We start from the raw sequence: 20,266 nt of genomic DNA, 5'->3' as shown, positions 1-20,266 counted from the left end.
GGGCGCCGGACGAGACTATCTCACCGAGGCGGGCAGCACCAAAACGAGGTGCCGGCCGGCTACTCGTCGGACAGCGTCATCTGCACGCCGCCGACCAGCGAGGAGCAGATGTTGTAGAGGAACGCGCCCAGCGTGGCCAGTGCGGTCATCAGCAGCACGTCGACGACGGCGATCACGACCGACAGGGAGACGACGCGGCCGAACCCGACGTAGTCCATGATGTCGAACGTCTTGCCGTTGGTCTCCAGGGTGCGCAGCAGGTCGTTGATGTTGGCCCACACGCCCATGCCCTGCAGCACGATCCACAGCATCGCGATCATCACGACCATCGCGATGCCGATCGCGACGGACAGCAGGAACGCGATCTTCATGACCGACCACGGGTCGACACGGGACAGGGTCAGCCGCACCCGGCGCGGGGTGCTGCGGCCCGGACGTCGCCCGGGACCTGCGGCACCACGGGGCGCGGGACGTCGCTGGCCGGCACCGGCCGGGCGCGCGCCCTTGGTGCCCGGCCGTGGGCCGCCCTTCGTGCCGGGCCGCGGCGGGGTGGAGCTCTTCGTGCCGCCGGCCGCGGCGCCCGGCAGACGCACGGCGCCGCTGTCGGTCGCTGTCGTCCCGGCGCTCTTGTCGGCGTCGGATCCGTCAGCGCTTATTCGACTGCTCACTCATCGTCTCCCGACTCGTCCGGAGTCTGCTGGTCATCGGCGTGCTGATCATCAGTCTGCCCGTTGGCGTCGACGACCGGATCGGTGACCGGTGCCTCGGCGTCGGTGTCGCCGTCGGTCGGCGACACGCCCGACGGTACGCCATCTGTGTGGTCGTCCGGTTGATCGCCGTCGACTTCCCGCTCGGCATTGCGCGCCACGGCGACGATCGAGTCCTTCTTGTCCGGGGTCGCGAACTGCACGCCCTGGGTGGACCGGCCGGTGCGGCGCACCTCGTCGACCCGCGAGCGGACGATCTTGCCCTTCTCCATGACGACGAGGACCTCGTCGGTCTCGTCGACGGTCAGCGCGCCCACCAGGTCGCCGCCACGGTCGGAGATCGAGGCGACCTTGACGCCCAGCGTGGCGCGGCCCTTGACCGGGTAGTCCGAGGCGGCGGTGCGCTTGGCCAGGCCGTTCTCGAAGACGACGAACACGTCCGGGTCCGAGCCGTCCTCGACGATGTTCATCGACAGCAGCTCGTCGCCGTCGCGGAACTTCATGCCCGTCACGCCGGAGGTCGAGCGGCCCATCGGGCGCAGCGTGTCGTCGCTGGCGTGGAAGCGCACCGACTGGCCCTTGCGCGAGACCAGCAGCACGTCGTCCTCGGAGCTGGCCAGGCCGGCGCCGACGAGCTCGTCCCCGTCGCGCAGGTTGACCGCGATCAGCCCGCCGGTGCGCGGGGAGTCGTAGTCGGTCAGCCGGGACTTCTTGACCAGGCCGCGCTTGGTCGCCAGCAGCAGGTATGGCGCCTGCTCGTAGTCGCGCAGCGCCATCACCTGGGCGATCTGCTCACCCGGCTGGAAGGCCAGCAGGTTGGCCACGTGCTGGCCCTTGGCGTCACGGCTGCCCTCGGGCAGCTCGTAGGCCTTGGCCCGGTAGACCCGGCCGGCGTTGGTGAAGAACAGCAGCCACTGGTGGGTCGTGGTGGTGAAGAAGTGCGACACCACGTCGTCCCCGCGCAGGTTGGCTCCGCGCACGCCCTTGCCGCCGCGCCGCTGGGACCGGTATTCGCTGGTCTTGGTGCGCTTGGCGTAACCGCCACGGGTGATCGTGACGACGACGTCCTCCTCGGGGATCAGGTCCTCGATCGACATGTCGCCCGCGAACGGCACGATCTGGGTGCGTCGGTCATCGCCATACCGGTCGACGATGTCGGCCAGCTCGTCGCTGACGATCTGCCGCTGCCGCTCCGGCTTGGCCAGGATGTCGCGGTAGTCCTCGATCGCCCGCTGCAGCTCATCGTGCTCGTCGACGATCTTCTGCCGCTCCAGCGCGGCGAGCCGGCGCAGCTGCAGGTTGAGGATGGCGGTCGCCTGGATCTCGTCGACACCGAGCAGCTCCATCAGGCCACCGCGTGCCTCCTCGGCCGAGGGGCTGCGGCGGATGAGCGCGATGACCTCGTCGAGGGCGTCCAGCGCCTTGAGGTAGCCGCGCAGGATGTGGATCTGCTCCTCGGCCCGGCGCAGCAAGTAGGTGGTGCGCCGCTGGATGACCTCGATCTGGTGCTCCACCCAGTAGCGCACGAACGCCGAGATCGGCAGCGTCCGCGGGACGCCGTCGACCAGCGCCAGCATGTTGGCGCCGAAGCTCTGCTGCAGCTGGGTGTGCTTGTAGAGGTTGTTGAGGACGACCTTGGCGACCGCGTCGCGCTTGAGCACGATGACCAGTCGCTGGCCGGTGCGGCCGGACGTCTCGTCGCGCAGGTCGGCGATGCCGCCGATGCGCCCGTCGCGGACCAGGGTGGCGATCTTCTCGGCGAGGGCGTCGGGGTTGACCTGGTAGGGCAGTTCGGTGACCACCAGGCACTGCCGGCCCTGGATCTCCTCGACGTTGACCACCGCGCGCATCACGATCGAGCCGCGACCGGTGCGGTAGGCGTCCTCGATGCCCTTCTTGCCCATGATCAGCGCACCGGTCGGGAAGTCCGGGCCGGGGATGATCTCGATCAGCTTCTCCAGCAGCTGCTCACGGCTGGCGTCCGGGTGGTCCAGCAACCACTGGGCACCGGCGGCGACCTCGCGCAGGTTGTGCGGCGGGATCTGCGTCGCCATACCGACCGCGATGCCGGCGGCACCGTTGACCAGCAGGTTGGGGAAGCGCGCCGGCAGCACGGTCGGCTGCATGGTCTTGCCGTCGTAGTTGGGCTCGAAGTCGACGGTCTCCTTCTCGATGTCGCGCACCAGCTCCATGGCCAGCGGCGCCATCCGGCACTCGGTGTATCGCGGTGCGGCGGCACCGTCGTTGCCGGGGGAGCCGAAGTTGCCCTGCCCGTCGACCAGCGGGTAGCGCATCGACCACGGCTGCACCAGCCGGACCAGGGCGTCGTAGATCGCGCTGTCACCGTGCGGGTGGTATTGACCCATCACGTCACCGACGACGCGGCTGCACTTGTTGTAGCCGCGGTCCGGCCGGTAGCCGCCGTCGAACATCGCGTAGACGATGCGACGGTGCACCGGCTTCATCCCGTCGCGCACGTCCGGCAGCGCCCGACTGACGATGACGGCCATCGCGTAGTCGATGTAGCTGCGCTGCATCTCGGTGTTGAGGTCGATCGGGTCGACATTGGACCGTGGGCCCTCTCCACCGGGAGGAGTGGTGTCGTCAGTCATGAAATCCCTTAGCTTCTAACGTAATTCAATGAGTCTGTATGGCGGGCACGTCGGTCGAGTGCCGAGGGAGCGAAGCGGAGGAGGTGTATCGAGACCACGTCCCGCCTCGGGTCTCGATACGGGCTCCGCTAGCGCTCCGCCCTACTCGACCAGCGAGGCGCTAGATATCAAGGAATCTGACGTCTTTGGCGTTGCGCTGGATGAACCCGCGCCGGCTCTCGACGTCCTCACCCATCAGCACCGCGAAGATCTCGTCGGCCGCGGCGGCGTCCTCGAGCGTGACCTGCAGCAGCGTGCGGTGCTCGGGGTCCATCGTGGTGTCCCACAACTCGTGGTAGTTCATCTCGCCCAGACCCTTGTAGCGCTGGACGCCGTTGTCCTTCGGCAGCCGCCAGCCGTTGCTCTCGCCGAGCTTGATCAGCCCGTCCCGCTCCTTGTCGGAGAAGGCGAACTCGTGCTCGTGGTTGCTCCACTTGATCCGGTAGAGCGGCGGCTGCGCGAGATAGACGTAGCCGGCCTCGATCAGCGGGCGCATGAAGCGGAACAGCAGGGTCAGCAGCAGCGTGCGGATGTGCATGCCGTCGACGTCGGCATCGGCCATCAGCACGATCTTGTGGTAGCGCGCCTTCTCGATGTCGAACTCTTCGCCGATGCCGGTGCCGAACGCCGAGATCAGCGACTGCACCTCGTTGTTGGCCAGCACCTTGTCGATGCGGGCCTTCTCGACGTTGAGGATCTTGCCGCGGATCGGCAGGATCGCCTGGTTGAACGGGTTGCGGCCCTGCACCGCCGAGCCGCCGGCCGAGTCGCCCTCGACGATGAACACCTCGGAGATCGTCGGGTCGTTGCTCTGGCAGTCCTTGAGCTTGCCGGGCATCGCGGCGGTGTCCAGCAGACCCTTGCGGCGGGTGGCCTCGCGCGCCTTGCGCGCCGCCATACGAGCCGCGGCGGACTGGATCGCCTTGCGCACGATCGCCTGCCCCTCGCGCGGGTGCTGCTGCAGCCAGTGGTCGAACTCGTCCCGGACGGCGCCCTGCACGAAGCCCTTGACCTCGGAGTTGCCCAGCTTGGTCTTGGTCTGGCCCTCGAACTGCGGCTCGCCCAGCTTGACCGACACCACGGCGGTCAAGCCCTCGCGGATGTCGTCACCGGTGAGGTTGTCGTCCTTGTCCTTGAGCAGCTTCTGGGTGCGCGCGAACTGATTGACCAGCGACGTCATCGCCGCACGGAAGCCTTCTTCGTGGGTGCCGCCCTCGTGCGTGTTGATCGCGTTGGCGTAGGTGTGCACCGACTCGCTGTATGCCGTGGTCCACTGCATCGCGATCTCGACCGACAGCAACCGCTCGGGGTCCTCGTGCTCGAAGGCGATGATGTCGTCGTGCACCGGCTCGCTGCGCTTGGAGGAGTTGAGGTGCTTGACGTAGTCGATCAGCCCGTCGTCGTAGCGGTAGGTGACGGTGCGCGGCTTGCCGGACTCGTCCTCGACGTCGTCGTGGGCGGTGGCACCGGCGAGCGCCTCCTCCTCGGCGCCCTCGTCGACCTTCTGCACCCGCTCGTCGGTCAGCGTGATCGCCAGGCCCTTGTTGAGGAAGGCGTATTGCTGGAAACGCGCCCGGACGGTCTCGAAGTCGTAGTCGACGGTGTCGAAGATCTCCGGGTCGGCCCAGTAGGTGATGGTGGTGCCGGTGTCGTCCGTGTCGGTCTCGCCGATGACCTCCAGCGATCCCTGCGGCGCGCCGTGGTCGAACTCCAGGAAGTGGATCCTGCCGTCCTGGCGCACCTCGGCGGTCAGCTTGGTGGACAGGGCGTTGACCACGGAGGAGCCGACGCCGTGCAGGCCGCCGGAGACCTTGTAGGCGCCGCCGCCGAACTTGCCGCCGGCGTGCAGCTGGGTCAGCACCAGCTCGACGGTCGAGACGCCATACGCCTTGTTGATCTCCACAGGTATGCCGCGGGCGTGGTCGCGCACCCGCACGCCGCCGTCGGCCAGCAGGGTGACCTCGACGTGGTCGCCGTAACCGGCCATCGCCTCGTCGACCGCGTTGTCGACGATCTCCCACACCAGGTGGTGCAGACCCCGGGTGCCGGTGGAGCCGATGTACATGCCCGGGCGCTTGCGGACCGCCTCGAGGCCCTCGAGCACCTGGATGTCGTCGGCACCGTAGGTCGAGCCGCCGGCCGGCGCCGCTGCGGACCCGGCCGCCGCGTCGCCTGCCGACTCTCCCGTTGACTCCGTGTCCTGCGCCGGTGTGGCCGGCTCCTGCTCGTCGGGTGATTGCTGCGCAGCGGTGTCGGACACAGTGCTCCTCGAAGTCGAATGACGCGCTCCGCGTCCGTCGGTTGCGACAGCCGCGAGAGGAAACCGAGCCGGGCACGCCTGCGGCCCGCCCAGTGGCGAGCCGCGAGAGCCGGTAACAAGACTCAGATTCTGTGTTCCATCATACCCTGCCGAGGCCGCCGAACCGTGTTTGACGTGCCTCAAACGGCAATGTGCGGGCAGATCGCACCGTCGCGCGACTCCCTCCACGCGGCCCGGGCCGTCAGCGCGTCCACGCCGCGTTCACGAACGATCCATGTCCGTGGCCCGGCCGGGCCAGCCGGCGGGTTCACTTGCGCAGGATGTAGACGACCGCACCGGTCTCGGTGGTGCAGGTGACGTACTGGTCGGCCTGGCAGGTCACCTGGTAGTTGTCGTGGGTCTCCGGCGACTTGGCCTTGAACGAGGCGTTGCCGTCCTTGTCCTTCTTGGCGTTGTAGATCGTGCTGACCACGCCCGCGAAGCCGCAGGAGGTCTTCGGTCCCGTGCCGTAGGAGTCGGTGCCGGGGCAGGCACCGGCCGCACCGGGCAGCGAGGTGGCGAAGCTCGGGCTCGAGGAGCTGTCCGAGGAAGAGCTGGCCGAGGAGGAGCTGGAGCTCGGGGACGACGATTCGGAGGACTGCGAGGACTGCGACGTCTCGGACGAGGACGGTGTCTGCGACGGCTGCCCGCCGGTGGTCTGGGTGACCGTCTTGGTGGGGGTGAAGGCGCCCTGCGCCATACGGCCGCTGGAGTTGTTCAGGATGATCGCGATGACGATGGCGACGATGGCCAGCGACGCGACGATGACGGCGACCGGCGCCCACATCGCACCGCGTCGCTGCGGCGGCTCCTCGTAATAGGCAGCCGGCTCGTACCGCTGGTCGGCCGGCTGGTACTCGTCGTACTGCGGCTCCTGCGGCGGCCGGACGTAGGGCGCGGCGGTCTGGTCGGGCGCCTGGTCCCGCGGGTGGGTCCGGTCGCTGTCGGCCGGGCCGGCCCATGCGGTCGCGTCGGGATCCTGGGCCGGCTGCTGCCCGCGGTCGCTGAAGAAGTGGTCGAATTCGTCCCGGCCCCCGCGCGGGTCGTCCTGACCTGGCTGGTCATGACTCACGTTGAAACTTTCCTGCCGATTGAGGTCCGATAGAGGTCGTTGGCCTTGCACAAACTCGACCCACTCTACGTGGAGCAGCCGAACGGCGCCCGGTGACCGGGTCGCGACGTTGGTCACCCGGGTACTCACCGGGGGTGCTCGACGGGGGGTGCTCACCCGTACGTGTCGCGCGGACCACGGCCGTCGCGGACGGTGCGCGGACCTTTCTTCCAGCTGGGCGCGTTCGGGCCGACGATGCGCAGCGACCGCACCACATCCGGGCCGACAGCCCGCTCGAAGTTGCCCAGCAGCGTGGAGGACAACAACCGCAGCTGCGTCGTCCACGCGGTCGAGTCGGCGCGGACGGTGAGTTCCCCGTCGGTGAAGGACACCGGCTGAGCATGGGCGGCGACCGCGTCGCCGACGATCTCGGTCCAGCGGCCCATCACCGAACCGGCCGCGACGTCGACCTGCCAGCCGCGGTCGACCAGCAACCGGTCGAGTTGATCGCCGATCATCGCCGGGTCGCGGGCGTCGGTGCGGGCGCGCCCGGTGCCCAGGTCGGCAGCCTTGCGCGGGCGCCGGCGGGCCGGCGTGCCGGGCCGGAAACCCTTCTCCCGGGCGGCGACCCGCGCCCGCCGCAGGGCATCACGGACCGCCTCCATGCCCGTCTCGTCAGCGCCTGCCTCGTCGGCTCCGGGCTCGTCAGTGGCAGCATCCTGCCGATCGGCGGCTCCTCCCTCGGCGTGCTCGGGATCGGTCATCGGGGTCTCACCTCGCCGAGGGTCACCGAGAACTGGTTGCCGGTGAGGGACTCCGGCACGTCGTCGTCGACCGCGGCCGTGATGAGCACCTGCTCGCAGTCGGCGACCATCAGCGCCAGCCGGCGGCGACGCCCGGCGTCCAGCTCGGCGAAGACGTCGTCTAGCACCAGCACCGGGTCGGTGCCCAGGTCGTGGCGCAGCAGCTGGAACGCGGCGATCCGCAGGGCGAGCGCGAACGACCAGGACTCGCCGTGGCTGGCGTACCCCTTGGCCGGCAGCGCACCCAGGCGCAGCACCAGGTCGTCACGGTGGGGGCCGACGAGTGTCTGGCCACGCTCCACCTCGGCCCGGTGCTGCTGCTCGAAGCTCTTGGCGAACCCGGCCTCCAGCTCGGCCACCTCGGGGACCTCGCCGGCGGCGAGCTGGTCGGCGAGTTCGTCATACAGCGAGCTCCGGTAGGTGACCTTGGCGTCGGACTGGCCGGCGCTGACCTCGTCGTACGCCAGCCGCAGGTAGGGCTGCAAGTCGCGCAGCAGACGCAGCCGGGCGTAGACCAGGTTGGCGCCGACGGAGGCCAGGTGACTGTCCCAGACCGGCAGGGTCGCGAGTGCTGCGGCACGATCGGGCGCCGTCCGTGCCGTCTTGAGCAGCGCATTGCGTTGTACCCGGATCTTCTCGTAGTCGCTGCGGGCGCCGGCCCATCGCGGTTGCCGGGCCACCAGCAGGTCGTCCAGGAAGCGGCGGCGTTCACCGGGTTCGCCCTTGACCAGTGCGAGGTCCTCGGGTGCGAAGAGCACCGTGCGCAGCGTGCCGAGTACGTCGCGCGGGCGGGTCACCGGTGACTTGCCGAGCCGGGCCCGGTTGGCCTTTCCCGGATTGATCTCCAGCTCGACCTGCTGCTCGCGACCGTCGCGGACGACCGCACCGCGCACGATCGCCTGCTCGGCGCCGGCGCGCACCAGCGGCGCGTCCTGGGCGACGCGGTGCGAGGAGAGTGAGGCCAGGTAGCCGATGGCCTCCACGACGTTGGTCTTGCCCTGACCGTTGAGCCCGACGAACGTGCTGACGCCGTCGGTGAAGGTGAGGTCGGCGGACTCGTAGGACCGGAAGTCCTTCAGAGTCAGATGCCGCACGAACACACGGTTGAGTCTAGGTGTCGCAGGCCCGCGCGGACTGCTGCGGATGTCGGTGCCCGGTGGGATCGTGGACCCGTGGTGACTTTCAACGCTTCCGACGATCTGCGCGGTGCGCGGTTCGTCGGCGTCAGCCTGCGCGAGGCACGCTTCGTCCGGTCGGACCTGTCCGGTGTGGTGATGCGATCCGTCGACGTGGCCGGCACCGAGATCGACGCCCCGTGGCTGCTGGAGGCGGACCTGTCGGCCGCCGCGGGCGGCTCCGACGACGGTTTCCTGCGGGTCAACGGCGTCGATGTGCGCCCGCTGGTCGATGCCGAGCTCAATCGCCGGTTCCCCGGCCGCGAGCAGCGGCATGCTGCCGATCCCGACGCCTTGCGGTCGGCCTGGTCGGCGGTCGAGGGCGCCTGGGCTGGCGCCGTCGACCGTGTCGCGGCCATGCCTGCGGGCACTGCCGACGTGTCGATCGAGGAGGAGTGGTCGTTCGCTCAGACGCTGCGGCATCTGGTGATGGCGACCGACACGTGGTTGCGGCGGGCGATCCTGGGCGTGTCGGAGCCCTACCATCCGATCGGTCAGCCGCATGCCGAATACGCCGCCGACGGCGGGGACATGTCGGTCTTCGCGGAGAGCTGCCCGTCATACGACCGGGTGCTGGAGGTGCGCGCCGAGCGGATGGCGATGGTGCGTGACTTCCTCGCCGGCCTCGGCACCGACGAACTGCGCACACCACGCAGCAACCCGTGGGCGCCGCACTATCCGGAGACCACCCTGTCGTGCCTGCACACGATCATCGGGGAGGAGTGGGAGCACCTGCGCTACGCCGTGCGGGACCTGGACACGATCGACGCACGGGCAGGTGAGGAAACCGGCAAGGACCACCCGGCCGGACGATCACCGGATGAAGGCGATAGGCAACGCCCACGCGCTTGACCGAGAACGCGGCCACGGCGACAGGCCACGAGCACGCCACCGAACGACAAGCGGACGCCCGCGAAGCGACGACCACATTGGGTGACGGCGCGAGCGAGCTCGCGCGCCGCGCCGTCACCCAACTTGCGAGGAGCGAAGAGCAACGCCTAATGGTCCGTGACGACGCCCTTCTCGCCCTTCTTGGTGACGGCGTGCCCGCCGAACTCGTTGCGCATGGCGGCGACGGCCTTCATGGCAGGGGAGTCGGTGCCTTGGCGGGAGAAGAAGCGCTGGAAGAGTGAGGCGGAGATGACCGGCATGGGGACGCCGTACTCAACGGCTTCCTGGACGGTCCAGCGGCCTTCGCCGGAGTCGTTGACGAAGCCTTCGATCTGGGACAGGTCGCCGTCCTTCTCCAGTGCTGCGGCGATCAGCTCCTGCAGCCAGGAGCGTACGACGGTGCCGCGGGTCCACGCCTTGAACGCGGCGGGGACGTCCTTGACGATCTCCTTGGCCTCGAGCAGCTCGTAGCCCTCGGCGTAGGCCTGCATCATGCCGTACTCGATGCCGTTGTGGACCATCTTCACGTAGTGGCCGGCGCCGACCGCGCCGGCGTGGCAGAAGCTCTCGTCGCGCGGGCCCTCGGGCCGCAACGCGTCGAAGATCGGCATCAGTCGCTCGATGTTGGCGTCGGAGCCGCCGGCCATCAGCGCGTAGCCGTTCTCCTTGCCCCAGACGCCGCCGGAGACACCGCAGTCGGCGAACTCGATGCCCTTGTCGGCGAGTTCCTTCTCGTGCTTGGCGTCGTCGGTGAATTTGCTGTTGCCGCCGTCGATCACCAGGTCGCCCTTGTCGAGCAGGCCGCCGAGTTCGTCGATGACCGCTTGAGTGATCTTGCCGGCCGGGACCATCACCCACACGTTGCGGGGCGCGTCGAGTTTGCTGACGAGTTCCGGCAGGTCCTTGACGTCGGAGATGTCGGGGTTGGTGTCGTAGCCGACCACGTCGTGTCCGGCCGCCACGAGGCGGTCGCGCATGTTGCCGCCCATTTTGCCCAGGCCGATCAAACCGAGTTGCATGCCGCGCCTTTCGTTCGTGTATGTCGTACGTCGTCCCCGACGCTACTCCGGAAGCTCGGTGCGGGCTTGCGCCCGCCCCATGCTTCCTCCGCCTGTGTCGGAAAACTTCAGCGGCCGGTGTCGGGAAACTTCAGCGGAACTGTCGGACACTTCAGCGCGCGTCCTAGGACGCGAAGCGGACCGGCATCAGCACGTAGCGGTAGGACTCGTCCGCGTCGCCGTCGGCTTCGGCCTGCCCGGACAGGACGGCGGGGCTCTTGGGCTGGGTGAACGACATACGGGCGAACGGGGTGCCGAGCGCCCCGAGACCGTCGAGCAGGAACTGCGGGTTGAAGGCGATCTCGATGTCCGGGCCGGTGAGAGCGGCCTCCACGGCCTCGGACGCCTGGGCGTCGTCGCCCTGACCGGCTTCGATGGCTACCTGGCCCTCGGAGAAGCGCAGCCGCACCGGGGTGTTGCGTTCGGCCACCAGTGAGACGCGCTTGACGGCTTCGGTGAGCGCGGCGGTCTCGATGACGGCGATGGAGTCGACACTGGTGGGGAAGATGGAGGAGACCTTCGGGTATTCGCCGTCGAGCAGGCGGGTGGTGGCCCGGCGCTGGCCTGCCTCGAAGCCGACCAGGCCGTCGCCGCCGGCGGCGGAGCCGAGGGCGAGCTGGACGGAGCCGGACGCGCCGAGCGCCTTGGCGGTGTCCTGCAGTGTCCGCGCCGGGATGAGCGCGGTCTGCTCGACATCGGCGTCGGTGGGGTTCCAGGACAGTTCGCGCAGGGCGAGCCGGTAGCGGTCGGTGGCCAGCAGGCTGACCTTGTCGCCCTCGATGTGCAGGCGGACGCCGGTGAGGATCGGCAGCGTGTCGCTGCGGTCGGCGGCGATGGCGACCTGCGAGACGGCCTGGGTGAACAGGTCGCCGGCGATGGCACCGGTCGGCTCGGGCGAGGTGGGAAGGGTGGGGTAGTCCGCGGTCGGCATCTGCTGCAGGGAGAAGCGGCTGGACCCGCAGGTCAGCTCGACCTTGTGCTCGTCCGCGGTGATGGTGACCGGTTTGTTCGGCAGCGATCGCGAAATCTCCGCCAGCAGGCGGCCCAGGACGAGGACCTGGCCCGGCTCGTCGACTTGGGCGTCGACGGTGACCTTCGCCGAGACCTCGTAGTCGAAGGCACTGAGGGTGAGCCCGTCGGTGCTGGCGTCGAGCAGCACACCCGCCAGCACGGGTACGGGCGGCCGGTTGGACAGGCCACGGACGGCCCAGGTCACGGCTTCGGCCAGGACATCGCGATCGACGATGAGCTTCACGTACTAACCATCCTTGCTGAGGGAGGCTTGTTCCAGAACAAACTTCGAAGTGTCGGGACCCGTGCGGGCGCAGCATGACACTAGTCGGGGTGCTGTGGCAGCCGCTACTACGGGTGGTCGTCCGGAAATCCCCAGTCGGCAATGGCGAAAACGCCATCTTTCTCTGGTTGGTAGTTGTCGTAGCAACTGTGGAAACTGTGGACAACCGGTGCTGCGCGCGTCATACCGCCGGTACGGCGTGTGGAGAACCTGTTGGTCGCGGCTGTGGACAACTCGCGCCGGTCGTGGATGACCGGCGTTGTCCACAGGCTGTCCGCAGTCGGTGTGGTCAGCGGAGCGCGGTTGTGCACAGCTGGCACGGTGTCGTCCACCGCCGCATGTGGATGGTCGGCTCGTCACTGTGGCCACGGCGGTCCCACATACACACATGGTTATCCACAGGTTGTGGAGACAAGGGCGGCCGGCCCGGCGGCATGACGGCCGGAATCGGGCGCCGGCGGTGAGTGAGACGTCGGGAGGTCGGCGACGAGCGCCAGCGATTTCCACAGCAGCTGTGGAAATCCTTGGGTTGAGTAGCCGGAGAAGCGGAGCGGGGGAGCCGTGTCGAAACCGGTGTGGCGGGCAGGCGCGGGACGGCTGGCGACGCTCAGGCGGTGGCGCGGCGAATCTGCGTGGTGAGTTCGCTGATCTGCTCGTAGAGGTGGGCGCGTTCACCCATCAGCTGACGGATCTTGCGGTCGGCGTGCATCACCGTGGTGTGGTCGCGCCCGCCGAACTGCTGACCGATCTTGGGCAACGAGAGGTCGGTGAGCTCGCGGCACAGGTACATCGCGATCTGCCGGGCGTTGACCAAGGTGCGCGAGCGCGACGACCCGCACAGTTCCTCCACGGACAGGCCGAAGTACTTGGCGGTCTGGCGCATGATGGCCGTCGCGCTGATCTGGCCGGAACCGGAGCTGGGCATGAGGTCCTTGAGCACGCGGCCGGCGAGCTCTTCGGTGACGTGCTGGTTGGAGACCGAGGCGTATGCCGTCACCCGGATCAGCGCACCCTCGAGTTCGCGGATGTTGCTGGGCACCTTGCTGGCGATCAGGCTGAGCACCTGATCGGGCATGTGCATCGAGTCGGCGACCGCCTTCTTGCGCAGGATCGCGATGCGGGTCTCCAGGTCCGGCGGCTTCACATCGGTGGTCAGGCCCCACTCGAACCGTGACCGCATGCGATCCTCCAGCCCGGAGAGCATCTTCGGGGGCTGGTCAGAGGTGAGCACGATCTGCTTCTCGCTGTTGTGCAGCGCGTTGAACGTGTGGAAGAACTCCTCCTGCGTGCCGTCCTTGCCCTGCAGGAACTGCACGTCGTCGATCAGCAGCACGTCGACGTTGTCGCGGTAGCGCTTCTGGAAGCTGGAGGCCTTGTCGTCGCGGATGGAGTTGATGAAGTCGTTGGTGAACTCCTCGGAGTTCACGTAGCGCACCCGCATGTGCGGGTAGTAGTTGCGCACGTAGTTGCCGATCGCGTGCAGCAGGTGCGTCTTGCCCAGGCCGCTGTCGCCATACACGAACAGCGGGTTGTAGGAGCGGGCCGGTGTCTCGGCGACGGCCTGCGCCGCGGCACATGCGAAACGGTTGCCGGCACCGATGACGAAGGTGTCGAAGGTGTACTTCGGGTTGAGCCGTGCGTCCTGGACCGGCTCGGTGGTGACCGGCTGCCGCTGGCGGGCTGCGGCGCTGGTGAACAGGTCCTGCTCGACGTCCGGTGGCGGCTCGGGCACGGGACGCACCGGCTCGGCGGGCTCGTCGTCGGCCGGGCGCAGGCTGTCGTCGACGGTGACCGCGAGCCGGATCTCGGTGCCGAGCTGCTCGCCGAGGGCGGTGCAGATGGGTTCACTGAGGGTGGTCTCGACGAAGACCTTGGTCTGCGGGAACGGAACGGCCAGCAACGCGGTGCCGCCGACGAGTCCGGCGAGCCGGGCCAACCGCAGGTAGGCGCGATCACGCGCCGGTATGCCGGAGTCCTCGATGCCGAGCATGGCACCGTGCCAGACGTGAGCGAGGTCGATGTCCTGATCGCTCACAACGCTGGGTCCTCCCTGACAAGCGGCGTACCGGGATCGGCGAGATCTCGGCGGATGATTCGGCGGGTGTCTCGGTGAACACCGAGGTCGCCGGCAGACATGCTACGCCGTTAATCCACATGGTTATCCACAGGCTGTGAATGAAGAAATGGGTGACGACATGGCCGCGACGTGCGGGACCGACCTGGAAGACGCCGACGCTAACAACTCCGACCGGCACCCGGCAAGCCGGTCGACGAAGAAAGTTCGGACCGTTCGGCGTGGCGGCTGGTGTTCGCGGGTTCGGCGGCTTTTGATGGGCGGTTCGGCGTGCGTGGAGCGCGAGGTCGCTCGGTTTGACCCCCGCTACGGGCGGCCCGTATCGTAGCTCCGAGCCTTCTTCGCTCATGCCTGCCTGGACCAGCACGGTTCCCTGCGGTGGGCGGATCGGCCCGCGGTGACGGGTCGTGACGAAGATCCCGATGACCGACGCACGACCGGGCCCGCCCTGGGCCCGCACATTCCGACGGAGACGACAGTGAGCAAGCGCACCTTCCAGCCCAACACCCGCCGCCGCGCCAAGGTGCACGGCTTCCGCCTGCGGATGCGCACTCGCGCCGGCCGTTCGATCCTGTCGGCGCGCCGTGCCAAGGGCCGCGCCAAGATCTCGGCCTGAGGGTTCTCCTCGGCTCCGCGTTGGCCGGGCGACCGTGCTGCCGACGACCCACCGACTGCGCGACAGTGCGGATTTCTCCGCAGTGTTGCGCAGTCGTCGTTCTGGGCGGGCGCCGGGACCCCGGCTGGTGGTGACTGTCGGCCGCTCCGACACCGACACGCCGCGGGTCGGTCTGGTGGTCTCCAAGGCGGTCGGCAACGCGGTGGTCCGCAACCGGACCAAACGCGTCCTGCGACACCGGATGGCGACGCTGTTGCCGGTGGTGCCGGATCACACCGACGTGGTGATCCGCGCCAACCCGGCGGCCGGGTCCGTGTCGGCCGAGCTGCTGCGCAGCGACCTGGACCGTCAACTGCGCACTGCGATCGAACGGCGCCGGTGACGACATGTCGGTGACCTGGATCCTGGCGCGGCCGTTCGTCTGGCTGGTGCGCCTCTACCAATTGCTGATCTCCCCTCTGCTCCCGCCGAGTTGCCGGTTCACGCCGTGCTGCTCGTCATACGCCATCACGGCGCTGAACCGGTTCGGTGTCTTCAAGGGCAGCTGGCTGACCGTGCGCCGGCTCGCTCGATGCCACCCATGGAACCCTGGCGGCGTGGACCACGTTCCGCCTGTTGTCACTGCGGACGACTCCGGTGCACCTGCGCCGGCGCCGCTCAAATAGAAGGACCCCGCCATCTACAACTTCTTCGACACGATCCTGTACCCGCTCGAATGGTTCGTCGCCTTCGTCATGGTGGGTTTCCACAAGATCTTCACCGCCATCGGTCTGCCGGCCGCCAATGGCTGGACGTGGGCGCTGTCGATCGTGGGCCTCGTTCTCGTGCTGCGCATCATGCTGATCCCGCTGTTCGTCAAGCAGATCAAGTCGTCGCGGCGGATGCAGCTCATCCAGCCCGAGATTCAGAAGATCCAGAAGAAGTACAAGGGCAAGAAGGACGCCGAGTCTCGTCAGAAGATGACTGAGGAGACGATGGAGCTCTACAAGAAGGCGGGCACCAACCCGTTCTCCTCCTGTATGCCGATGCTGCTGCAGTCGCCGTTCTTCTTCGCGCTGTTCCGCGTCCTGGACCGACTCAAGGACATCGGCTCCGGCCAGCACGACCCGATCGGCTGGATGACGCAGAGCCTGGCGCGTCAGGCCGAGCAGTCGACGCTGTTCAACGTCCGGTTGTCCTCGGCGTTCCTGCACCCGGGCGAGTCGCCCGTCGCGGCGGTGCGCACGCTGTGCATCGCGCTGATCATCATCATGTCGGTCACGGTCTTCACCACTCAGCACCAACTGATGCGCAAGAACATGCCCGCGTCGGCCCTCGACAACCCGATGGCCAAGCAGCAGAAATACATCATGTACATCATGCCGGTGTTCTTCGCGATCTCCGGCGTGAACTTCCCGATCGGTGTGCTGCTCTACTGGGTGACCACCAACCTGTGGACAATGGGCCAGCAGTTCTACACGATCCGCCGGATGCCGGCGCCCGGATCCGAGGCGGAGAAGGCGCTCGAGGCGCGTCGGGCCGCCAAGGGCAAGCCGATCACCAAGTTGAGCATCCCCGGCCTGCACAAGACCGAGGACGAGGAGCCTGCGGATGCGTCCGTCGAGCTGGCCAAGTCCAAGACACCACCCGGCACGCCGGGCCTGGTCACCGCCGACGGCGGCACCGCCGGAAAGGCGGGCGGCCAGCGCGTGCAACCCAAGCGCAACAACAACAAGAAGCGCAAACGCTAGCCCCACTTGTCAACGGCGCCGGCGACGAGGCGGGGGCGAAGCCCAGTCACCGCACTTGCGTCAGGGCCGGCGCCACAGACTTCGTGTTCCCTACACGTTCGACGCACGTTCAATGCACCCGGGAGTGAAGAATGACTGACGTGACCACCGACGATGCCCCCGCGGCCGACGATGCAGCGACCGAATCGAGCGCTGCAGCTCCGGCCGTCTCGACCAAGGCCGTGGACCTGGACCGCGAGGGTGAGGTCGCCGCGGACTTCTTGGAGACACTGCTCGATATCGCCGACCTGGACGGCGACATCGACGTCGACGTGGATGGTGACCGGGCCTCGGTGTCCATCGTGGACTCCGAAGACGGGCGGGTGCCTCGTCGCCTGGTCGGCCAGAACGGCAAGGTGCTCGACGCGCTGCAGGAACTCACTCGCCTGGCGGTGCAGGCCGAGACCGGCAACCGCAGCCGACTGATGTTGGACGTCGCCGGCTTTCGCGCGGATCGGCGCGCGGAGTTGGTCAAGATCGCCCAAGACGCGGTCACCTCGGTCAAGGGCGACGGTCAGCGCGTGGCGCTGGACCCGATGTCGGCGTTCGAGCGCAAGGTCGTGCACGACGCGGTGCTCGCGGAGGGCCTGCGCTCCGAGTCGGAGGGCGCCGAACCACGTCGCTTCGTGGTGGTTCTGCCCTCGGACGACTGACCGTTCCACGTGAAACACGAACACTCCGCGCACGGCTCCGGACCGCTGGAAACTGCCCCGGTCCCTGCGGCGCCCGCTGCCGCGGCGCGTCTCTTCGGCGACCGGCTGCCCATCGCGCAGCAGTATGCGGAGTTGTTGGCGGGATCCGGTGTCATCCGCGGACTGCTGGGGCCGCGCGAGGCGCCGCGATTGTGGGAACGGCACATCCTCAACTGCGCGGTGATCACCGAGCTGATCGACACCGGTAGCACGGTGGTGGACGTCGGCAGCGGCGCCGGCCTGCCGGGCCTGGTGATCGCCATCCGCCGCCCTGATCTGACCGTGACATTGGTGGAGCCGTTGCTGCGCCGGGTGCGCTGGCTGGACGAGGTGGTGCAGACGCTCTCGCTGTCCAACGTGACGGTGGCCCGAGGACGCGCCGAGGCGCTCTGGGACGATGTCGGCCCGGCCGACGTGGTGACCTCACGCGCCGTGTCGGCACTGGAGAACCTTGCCGTCTGGTCCGTCCCTCTGGTTCGTCCTGGCGGCTGGTGGTTGCCGATGAAGGGCTCCACCGTGGCCGAGGAGATCGACGCGAGTCGTGAACTGCTGACGTCGGTCGGCGTCACTGCGGTCGAGGTGGTGGAATGCGGTGGTGATGTGCTGGACGAGCCCACCACGGTCGCACGTTTGACGATCGGCACACCGCGCCGGCTGAGCAAGAGCGGCGCGAAGAAGGGCGGCGGCACTCGGTTCTCCAAGCACGTGGCGCGTTCCGGCGCTCGCCGCGCGGCGCGCGGCCGCACGCGCTGACCGCGGATGCTGCGCCACTACTCAACACGGCGGTGAGCGATATCGCTTCGCTGCAGGACGACGAACGGAAGGCGAACGGTGAGCACACTCTCGCTGCCCACGGGCTGGCAGGGACCTGCAGACGTATCGACGAGTCCCGAGCCGGTCGGCTGGCGTAACGCCGCCCGGCTCGCGCCGACGGTCGAAGTCGGAGCTCTGCACCCCGTGCCCGCGGGGGCGACCGAAGCAGCGCGTCACGTCGTCCCGGCTGCCGGCGATGTTTCCCGTGAAACGGTGCCGTCGAGCGTTTCCCGTGAAACCACCGTCGCGGGCGCGGCCGAGGACACAGCGACCGCGCCTCCCGTCACGGAGACGCCCACCGCATCCCCGCTCGCCGATCAACTGGTGGACGAGGCGCGGCGGCGCGAGCGGCTGGCGCAAGGCGCTGTCCATGCGCCCGCGCAACCGCGGATCCTCACCATCTCGAACCAGAAGGGCGGGGTGGGCAAGACCACGACGACGGTCAATGTGGCGGCGGCACTGGCCCAGTTCGGTCTGCGCGTGCTGGTCATCGACATCGACCCGCAGGGCAACGCGAGCACGGCGCTCGGCATACCGCATCACGCCGAGGTCCCGAGCATTTACGACGTCGTGGTCGACGACGACGAACTCGCCGGCGTGCTGCAGGAGTGCCCGGACATACCCGGCCTGTGGTGCGCGCCGGCGACGATCGATCTGGCCGGCGCCGAGCTCGAGCTGGTGTCCCTGGTGGCACGTGAATCACGGCTGAAGCGGGCCATCGATCAGTATCAGGCGGACCCCGGCCCGGCGGGGCGCTTCGACTTCATCCTGATCGACTGCCCGCCCAGCCTCGGCCTGCTGACCGTGAACGCCTTCGTTGCGGCCGAGGAAGTGTTCATCCCGATCCAGTGCGAGTACTACGCGTTGGAGGGGTTGAGCCAGTTGCTGAAGAACATCGAACTGATCCGCGCGCACCTCAACCCTCGGCTGCACGTCTCCACCATCCTGCTGACCATGTATGACGCCCGCACGCGACTGTCCGCACAGGTGGCCGAGGAAGTGCGTGCCCACTTCACCGATCAGGTCCTGAGGGCGTCGATCCCGCGCTCGGTGCGCATCTCGGAAGCGCCGAGCCACGGGCAGACCGTGCTCACGTACGATCCGTCGAGCAGCGGCGCGCTTTCGTACGCGGAGGCTGCCAAGGAGCTCGCCGCACAAGGCACTACGATCGACCAGTGAGCGAAAAACGACGCGGACTCGGACGTGGGCTGGGCGCACTGATACCGACGGCACCCGCACCGACCACCGGCATGCCCCGACCGTCCGACGTCTTCTTCCCCGGCGGTGGTTCGGTGGCTACCGCCGCCCAGCACCAGGATTCCAGTGAGCGTTTCACGGGAAACATGGCACGGTCCGCAGTTGCGGAAGGCGCAGCGGCGGACTCGATCACCGGTGCGGCGCCCGAAGGCTCGGCGATGCTCGACGCCGGCACGAACGAGGTGGAGGATCCGTCGACGGCGACCAACGCCTCTGACGACCAGTTGCAGGAAGTGCCCGGCGCGACCTTCGCCGAGCTGCCGGTAGACCAGATCCGGCCCAACCCGCGTCAACCGCGGACCGTCTTCGACGAGGACGAACTGGCCGAGCTGGTGCACAGCGTGCGTGAGATTGGCGTGCTCCAGCCGATCGTGGTGCGGAAGCTGACCGCCGCTGATGCCGCCGAGGCGGGCGTCGGGTACGAGCTCATCATGGGCGAGCGCCGGCTGCGCGCCAGCCGGGGTGCGGAGAAGGCGACGATCCCGGCCATTATCCGCAGCACCGACGACGACGACATGCTGCGCGACGCGTTGCTGGAGAACCTGCATCGTGCCCAACTGAACCCGCTGGAGGAAGCCGCGGCATACGGCCAGCTGCTGGACGACTTCGACTGCACGCACGAGGAACTCGCCAGCCGGATCGGCCGCTCCCGCCCGCAGATCAGCAACACCCTGCGCCTGCTGAAGTTGCCCGCGCTGGTGCAGCGACGCGTTGCCGCCGGTGTGCTGTCCGCCGGGCACGCCCGCGCCCTGCTCGGGTTGCCGGACGCGGCCGCGATGGAGCGCCTCGCCCAGCGCATCGTTGCCGAGGGGCTGTCTGTTCGCAGCACGGAGGAGATCGTCGCGCTCGGCGGTGACAAGGAACGTGCGACCCGGCGGTCGCCGCGCGCCGGCCAGCACCACCCGCAGCTGGACAATCTGGCGGCAAGCCTGTCAGATCAACTCGACACCCGGGTCAAGATCTCCCTCGGCAAGAGCCGCGGCAAGCTGACCGTCGAGTTCGCCAGCGTCGAGGATCTGAACCGCATCATGGACCAGCTCGGCGTCCACAGCGAACGCTGATCGAGGAGCGACGAAGCAGCAGCTCGAGACCACGCGTGATGGCCAACAGGACGAG

The 20,266-nt window shown here is 68.4% G+C and carries 19 protein-coding genes; 9 read left to right on the top strand and 10 right to left on the bottom strand.

From position 1 onward, the window contains the following. Positions 1–59: 59 nt before the first annotated feature. The 6 genes from ACYVBN_RS10905 to recF all read right to left on the bottom strand — a co-directional run bounded on the left by ACYVBN_RS10905 (position 60) and on the right by recF (position 8,611). Positions 60–668, bottom strand: a complete 609-nt coding sequence (locus ACYVBN_RS10905) for a DUF3566 domain-containing protein (protein WP_460600529.1) — start codon at positions 666–668, stop codon at positions 60–62. Next, complete coding sequence (gene gyrA / locus ACYVBN_RS10900) at positions 665–3,319, bottom strand: DNA gyrase subunit A (protein WP_460600528.1); 2,655 nt, start codon at positions 3,317–3,319, stop codon at positions 665–667. Before gyrA ends, ACYVBN_RS10905 begins: the two co-directional genes overlap by 4 nt. A gap of 160 nt (positions 3,320–3,479) precedes the next feature. Beyond that, positions 3,480–5,618 carry a DNA topoisomerase subunit B gene (gene gyrB / locus ACYVBN_RS10895; protein ID WP_460600527.1) on the bottom strand — a complete coding sequence of 713 codons (2,139 nt, stop codon included), beginning with the start codon at positions 5,616–5,618 and terminating at the stop codon, positions 3,480–3,482. Positions 5,619–5,925: 307 nt separating this feature from the next. After that, positions 5,926–6,729, bottom strand: a complete 804-nt coding sequence (locus ACYVBN_RS10890) for a hypothetical protein (RefSeq protein WP_460600526.1) — start codon at positions 6,727–6,729, stop codon at positions 5,926–5,928. Positions 6,730–6,881: 152 nt separating this feature from the next. Beyond that, positions 6,882–7,472, bottom strand: coding sequence for a DciA family protein (locus tag ACYVBN_RS10885; protein WP_460600525.1), 591 nt, complete (start codon positions 7,470–7,472; stop codon positions 6,882–6,884). Further along, complete coding sequence (gene recF, locus ACYVBN_RS10880; RefSeq protein ID WP_460600524.1) at positions 7,469–8,611, bottom strand: DNA replication/repair protein RecF; 1,143 nt, start codon at positions 8,609–8,611, stop codon at positions 7,469–7,471. Before recF ends, ACYVBN_RS10885 begins: the two co-directional genes overlap by 4 nt. 72 nt (positions 8,612–8,683) lie before the next feature. Here recF and ACYVBN_RS10875 point away from each other — a divergent pair, with 72 nt between their 5' ends. Beyond that, positions 8,684–9,538, top strand: coding sequence for a DinB family protein (locus ACYVBN_RS10875; protein WP_460600523.1), 855 nt, complete (start codon positions 8,684–8,686; stop codon positions 9,536–9,538). A gap of 146 nt (positions 9,539–9,684) precedes the next feature. Here the strand turns inward: ACYVBN_RS10875 and gnd are convergent, their stop codons facing one another. From gnd to dnaA, 4 genes are all read right to left on the bottom strand, one after another. Continuing rightward, positions 9,685–10,596, bottom strand: a complete 912-nt coding sequence (gnd, locus tag ACYVBN_RS10870; protein WP_460600522.1) for an NADP(+)-dependent, decarboxylating phosphogluconate dehydrogenase — start codon at positions 10,594–10,596, stop codon at positions 9,685–9,687. Positions 10,597–10,759: 163 nt separating this feature from the next. Further along, entirely contained in the window at positions 10,760–11,890 is a 1,131-nt protein-coding gene (dnaN, locus tag ACYVBN_RS10865; protein ID WP_440282996.1) for a DNA polymerase III subunit beta, read from the bottom strand. A 107-nt stretch (positions 11,891–11,997) separates the two neighbouring features. Continuing rightward, complete coding sequence (locus ACYVBN_RS10860) at positions 11,998–12,261, bottom strand: hypothetical protein (RefSeq protein ID WP_460600521.1); 264 nt, start codon at positions 12,259–12,261, stop codon at positions 11,998–12,000. A gap of 275 nt (positions 12,262–12,536) precedes the next feature. Then, positions 12,537–13,964 (bottom strand): chromosomal replication initiator protein DnaA, encoded by a 1,428-nt coding sequence (gene dnaA / locus ACYVBN_RS10855; protein ID WP_460600520.1) that lies wholly within the window; start codon positions 13,962–13,964, stop codon positions 12,537–12,539. A 517-nt stretch (positions 13,965–14,481) separates the two neighbouring features. Between dnaA and rpmH the strand changes: the two genes are divergently transcribed. The 8 genes from rpmH to ACYVBN_RS10815 all read left to right on the top strand — a co-directional run bounded on the left by rpmH (position 14,482) and on the right by ACYVBN_RS10815 (position 20,211). Further along, positions 14,482–14,619, top strand: coding sequence for a 50S ribosomal protein L34 (gene rpmH, locus ACYVBN_RS10850; RefSeq protein ID WP_440282994.1), 138 nt, complete (start codon positions 14,482–14,484; stop codon positions 14,617–14,619). Then, positions 14,588–15,001: a ribonuclease P protein component gene (rnpA, locus tag ACYVBN_RS10845; RefSeq protein ID WP_460600519.1), complete on the top strand. Its 414-nt coding sequence runs from the start codon at positions 14,588–14,590 to the stop codon at positions 14,999–15,001. The genes rpmH and rnpA overlap by 32 nt, the downstream gene beginning before the upstream one ends. A 4-nt stretch (positions 15,002–15,005) precedes the next feature. Continuing rightward, entirely contained in the window at positions 15,006–15,284 is a 279-nt protein-coding gene (gene yidD, locus ACYVBN_RS10840) for a membrane protein insertion efficiency factor YidD (protein ID WP_440282992.1), read from the top strand. Between the two features lie 12 nt (positions 15,285–15,296). Then, positions 15,297–16,349, top strand: a complete 1,053-nt coding sequence (gene yidC, locus ACYVBN_RS10835; protein ID WP_460600848.1) for a membrane protein insertase YidC — start codon at positions 15,297–15,299, stop codon at positions 16,347–16,349. Positions 16,350–16,480: 131 nt separating this feature from the next. Continuing rightward, positions 16,481–17,041 carry a Jag family protein gene (locus ACYVBN_RS10830; RefSeq protein WP_440282991.1) on the top strand — a complete coding sequence of 187 codons (561 nt, stop codon included), beginning with the start codon at positions 16,481–16,483 and terminating at the stop codon, positions 17,039–17,041. Between the two features lie 9 nt (positions 17,042–17,050). Further along, positions 17,051–17,833 carry a 16S rRNA (guanine(527)-N(7))-methyltransferase RsmG gene (gene rsmG, locus ACYVBN_RS10825; RefSeq protein ID WP_460600518.1) on the top strand — a complete coding sequence of 261 codons (783 nt, stop codon included), beginning with the start codon at positions 17,051–17,053 and terminating at the stop codon, positions 17,831–17,833. Between the two features lie 204 nt (positions 17,834–18,037). Further along, positions 18,038–19,072, top strand: a complete 1,035-nt coding sequence (locus ACYVBN_RS10820) for a ParA family protein (RefSeq protein ID WP_460600847.1) — start codon at positions 18,038–18,040, stop codon at positions 19,070–19,072. Beyond that, the gene (locus ACYVBN_RS10815) at positions 19,069–20,211 is read left to right on the top strand and encodes a ParB/RepB/Spo0J family partition protein (protein ID WP_460600517.1); all 1,143 of its coding nucleotides are present in this window, start codon (positions 19,069–19,071) and stop codon (positions 20,209–20,211) included. The genes ACYVBN_RS10820 and ACYVBN_RS10815 overlap by 4 nt, the downstream gene beginning before the upstream one ends. Positions 20,212–20,266 lie beyond the last annotated feature (55 nt).

The sequence above is a fragment of the Flexivirga lutea genome, from assembly GCF_054778955.1.
The sequence above is the reverse complement of the archived record's forward strand: the minus strand, read 5'-3'. Positions and strand labels throughout refer to the sequence as shown.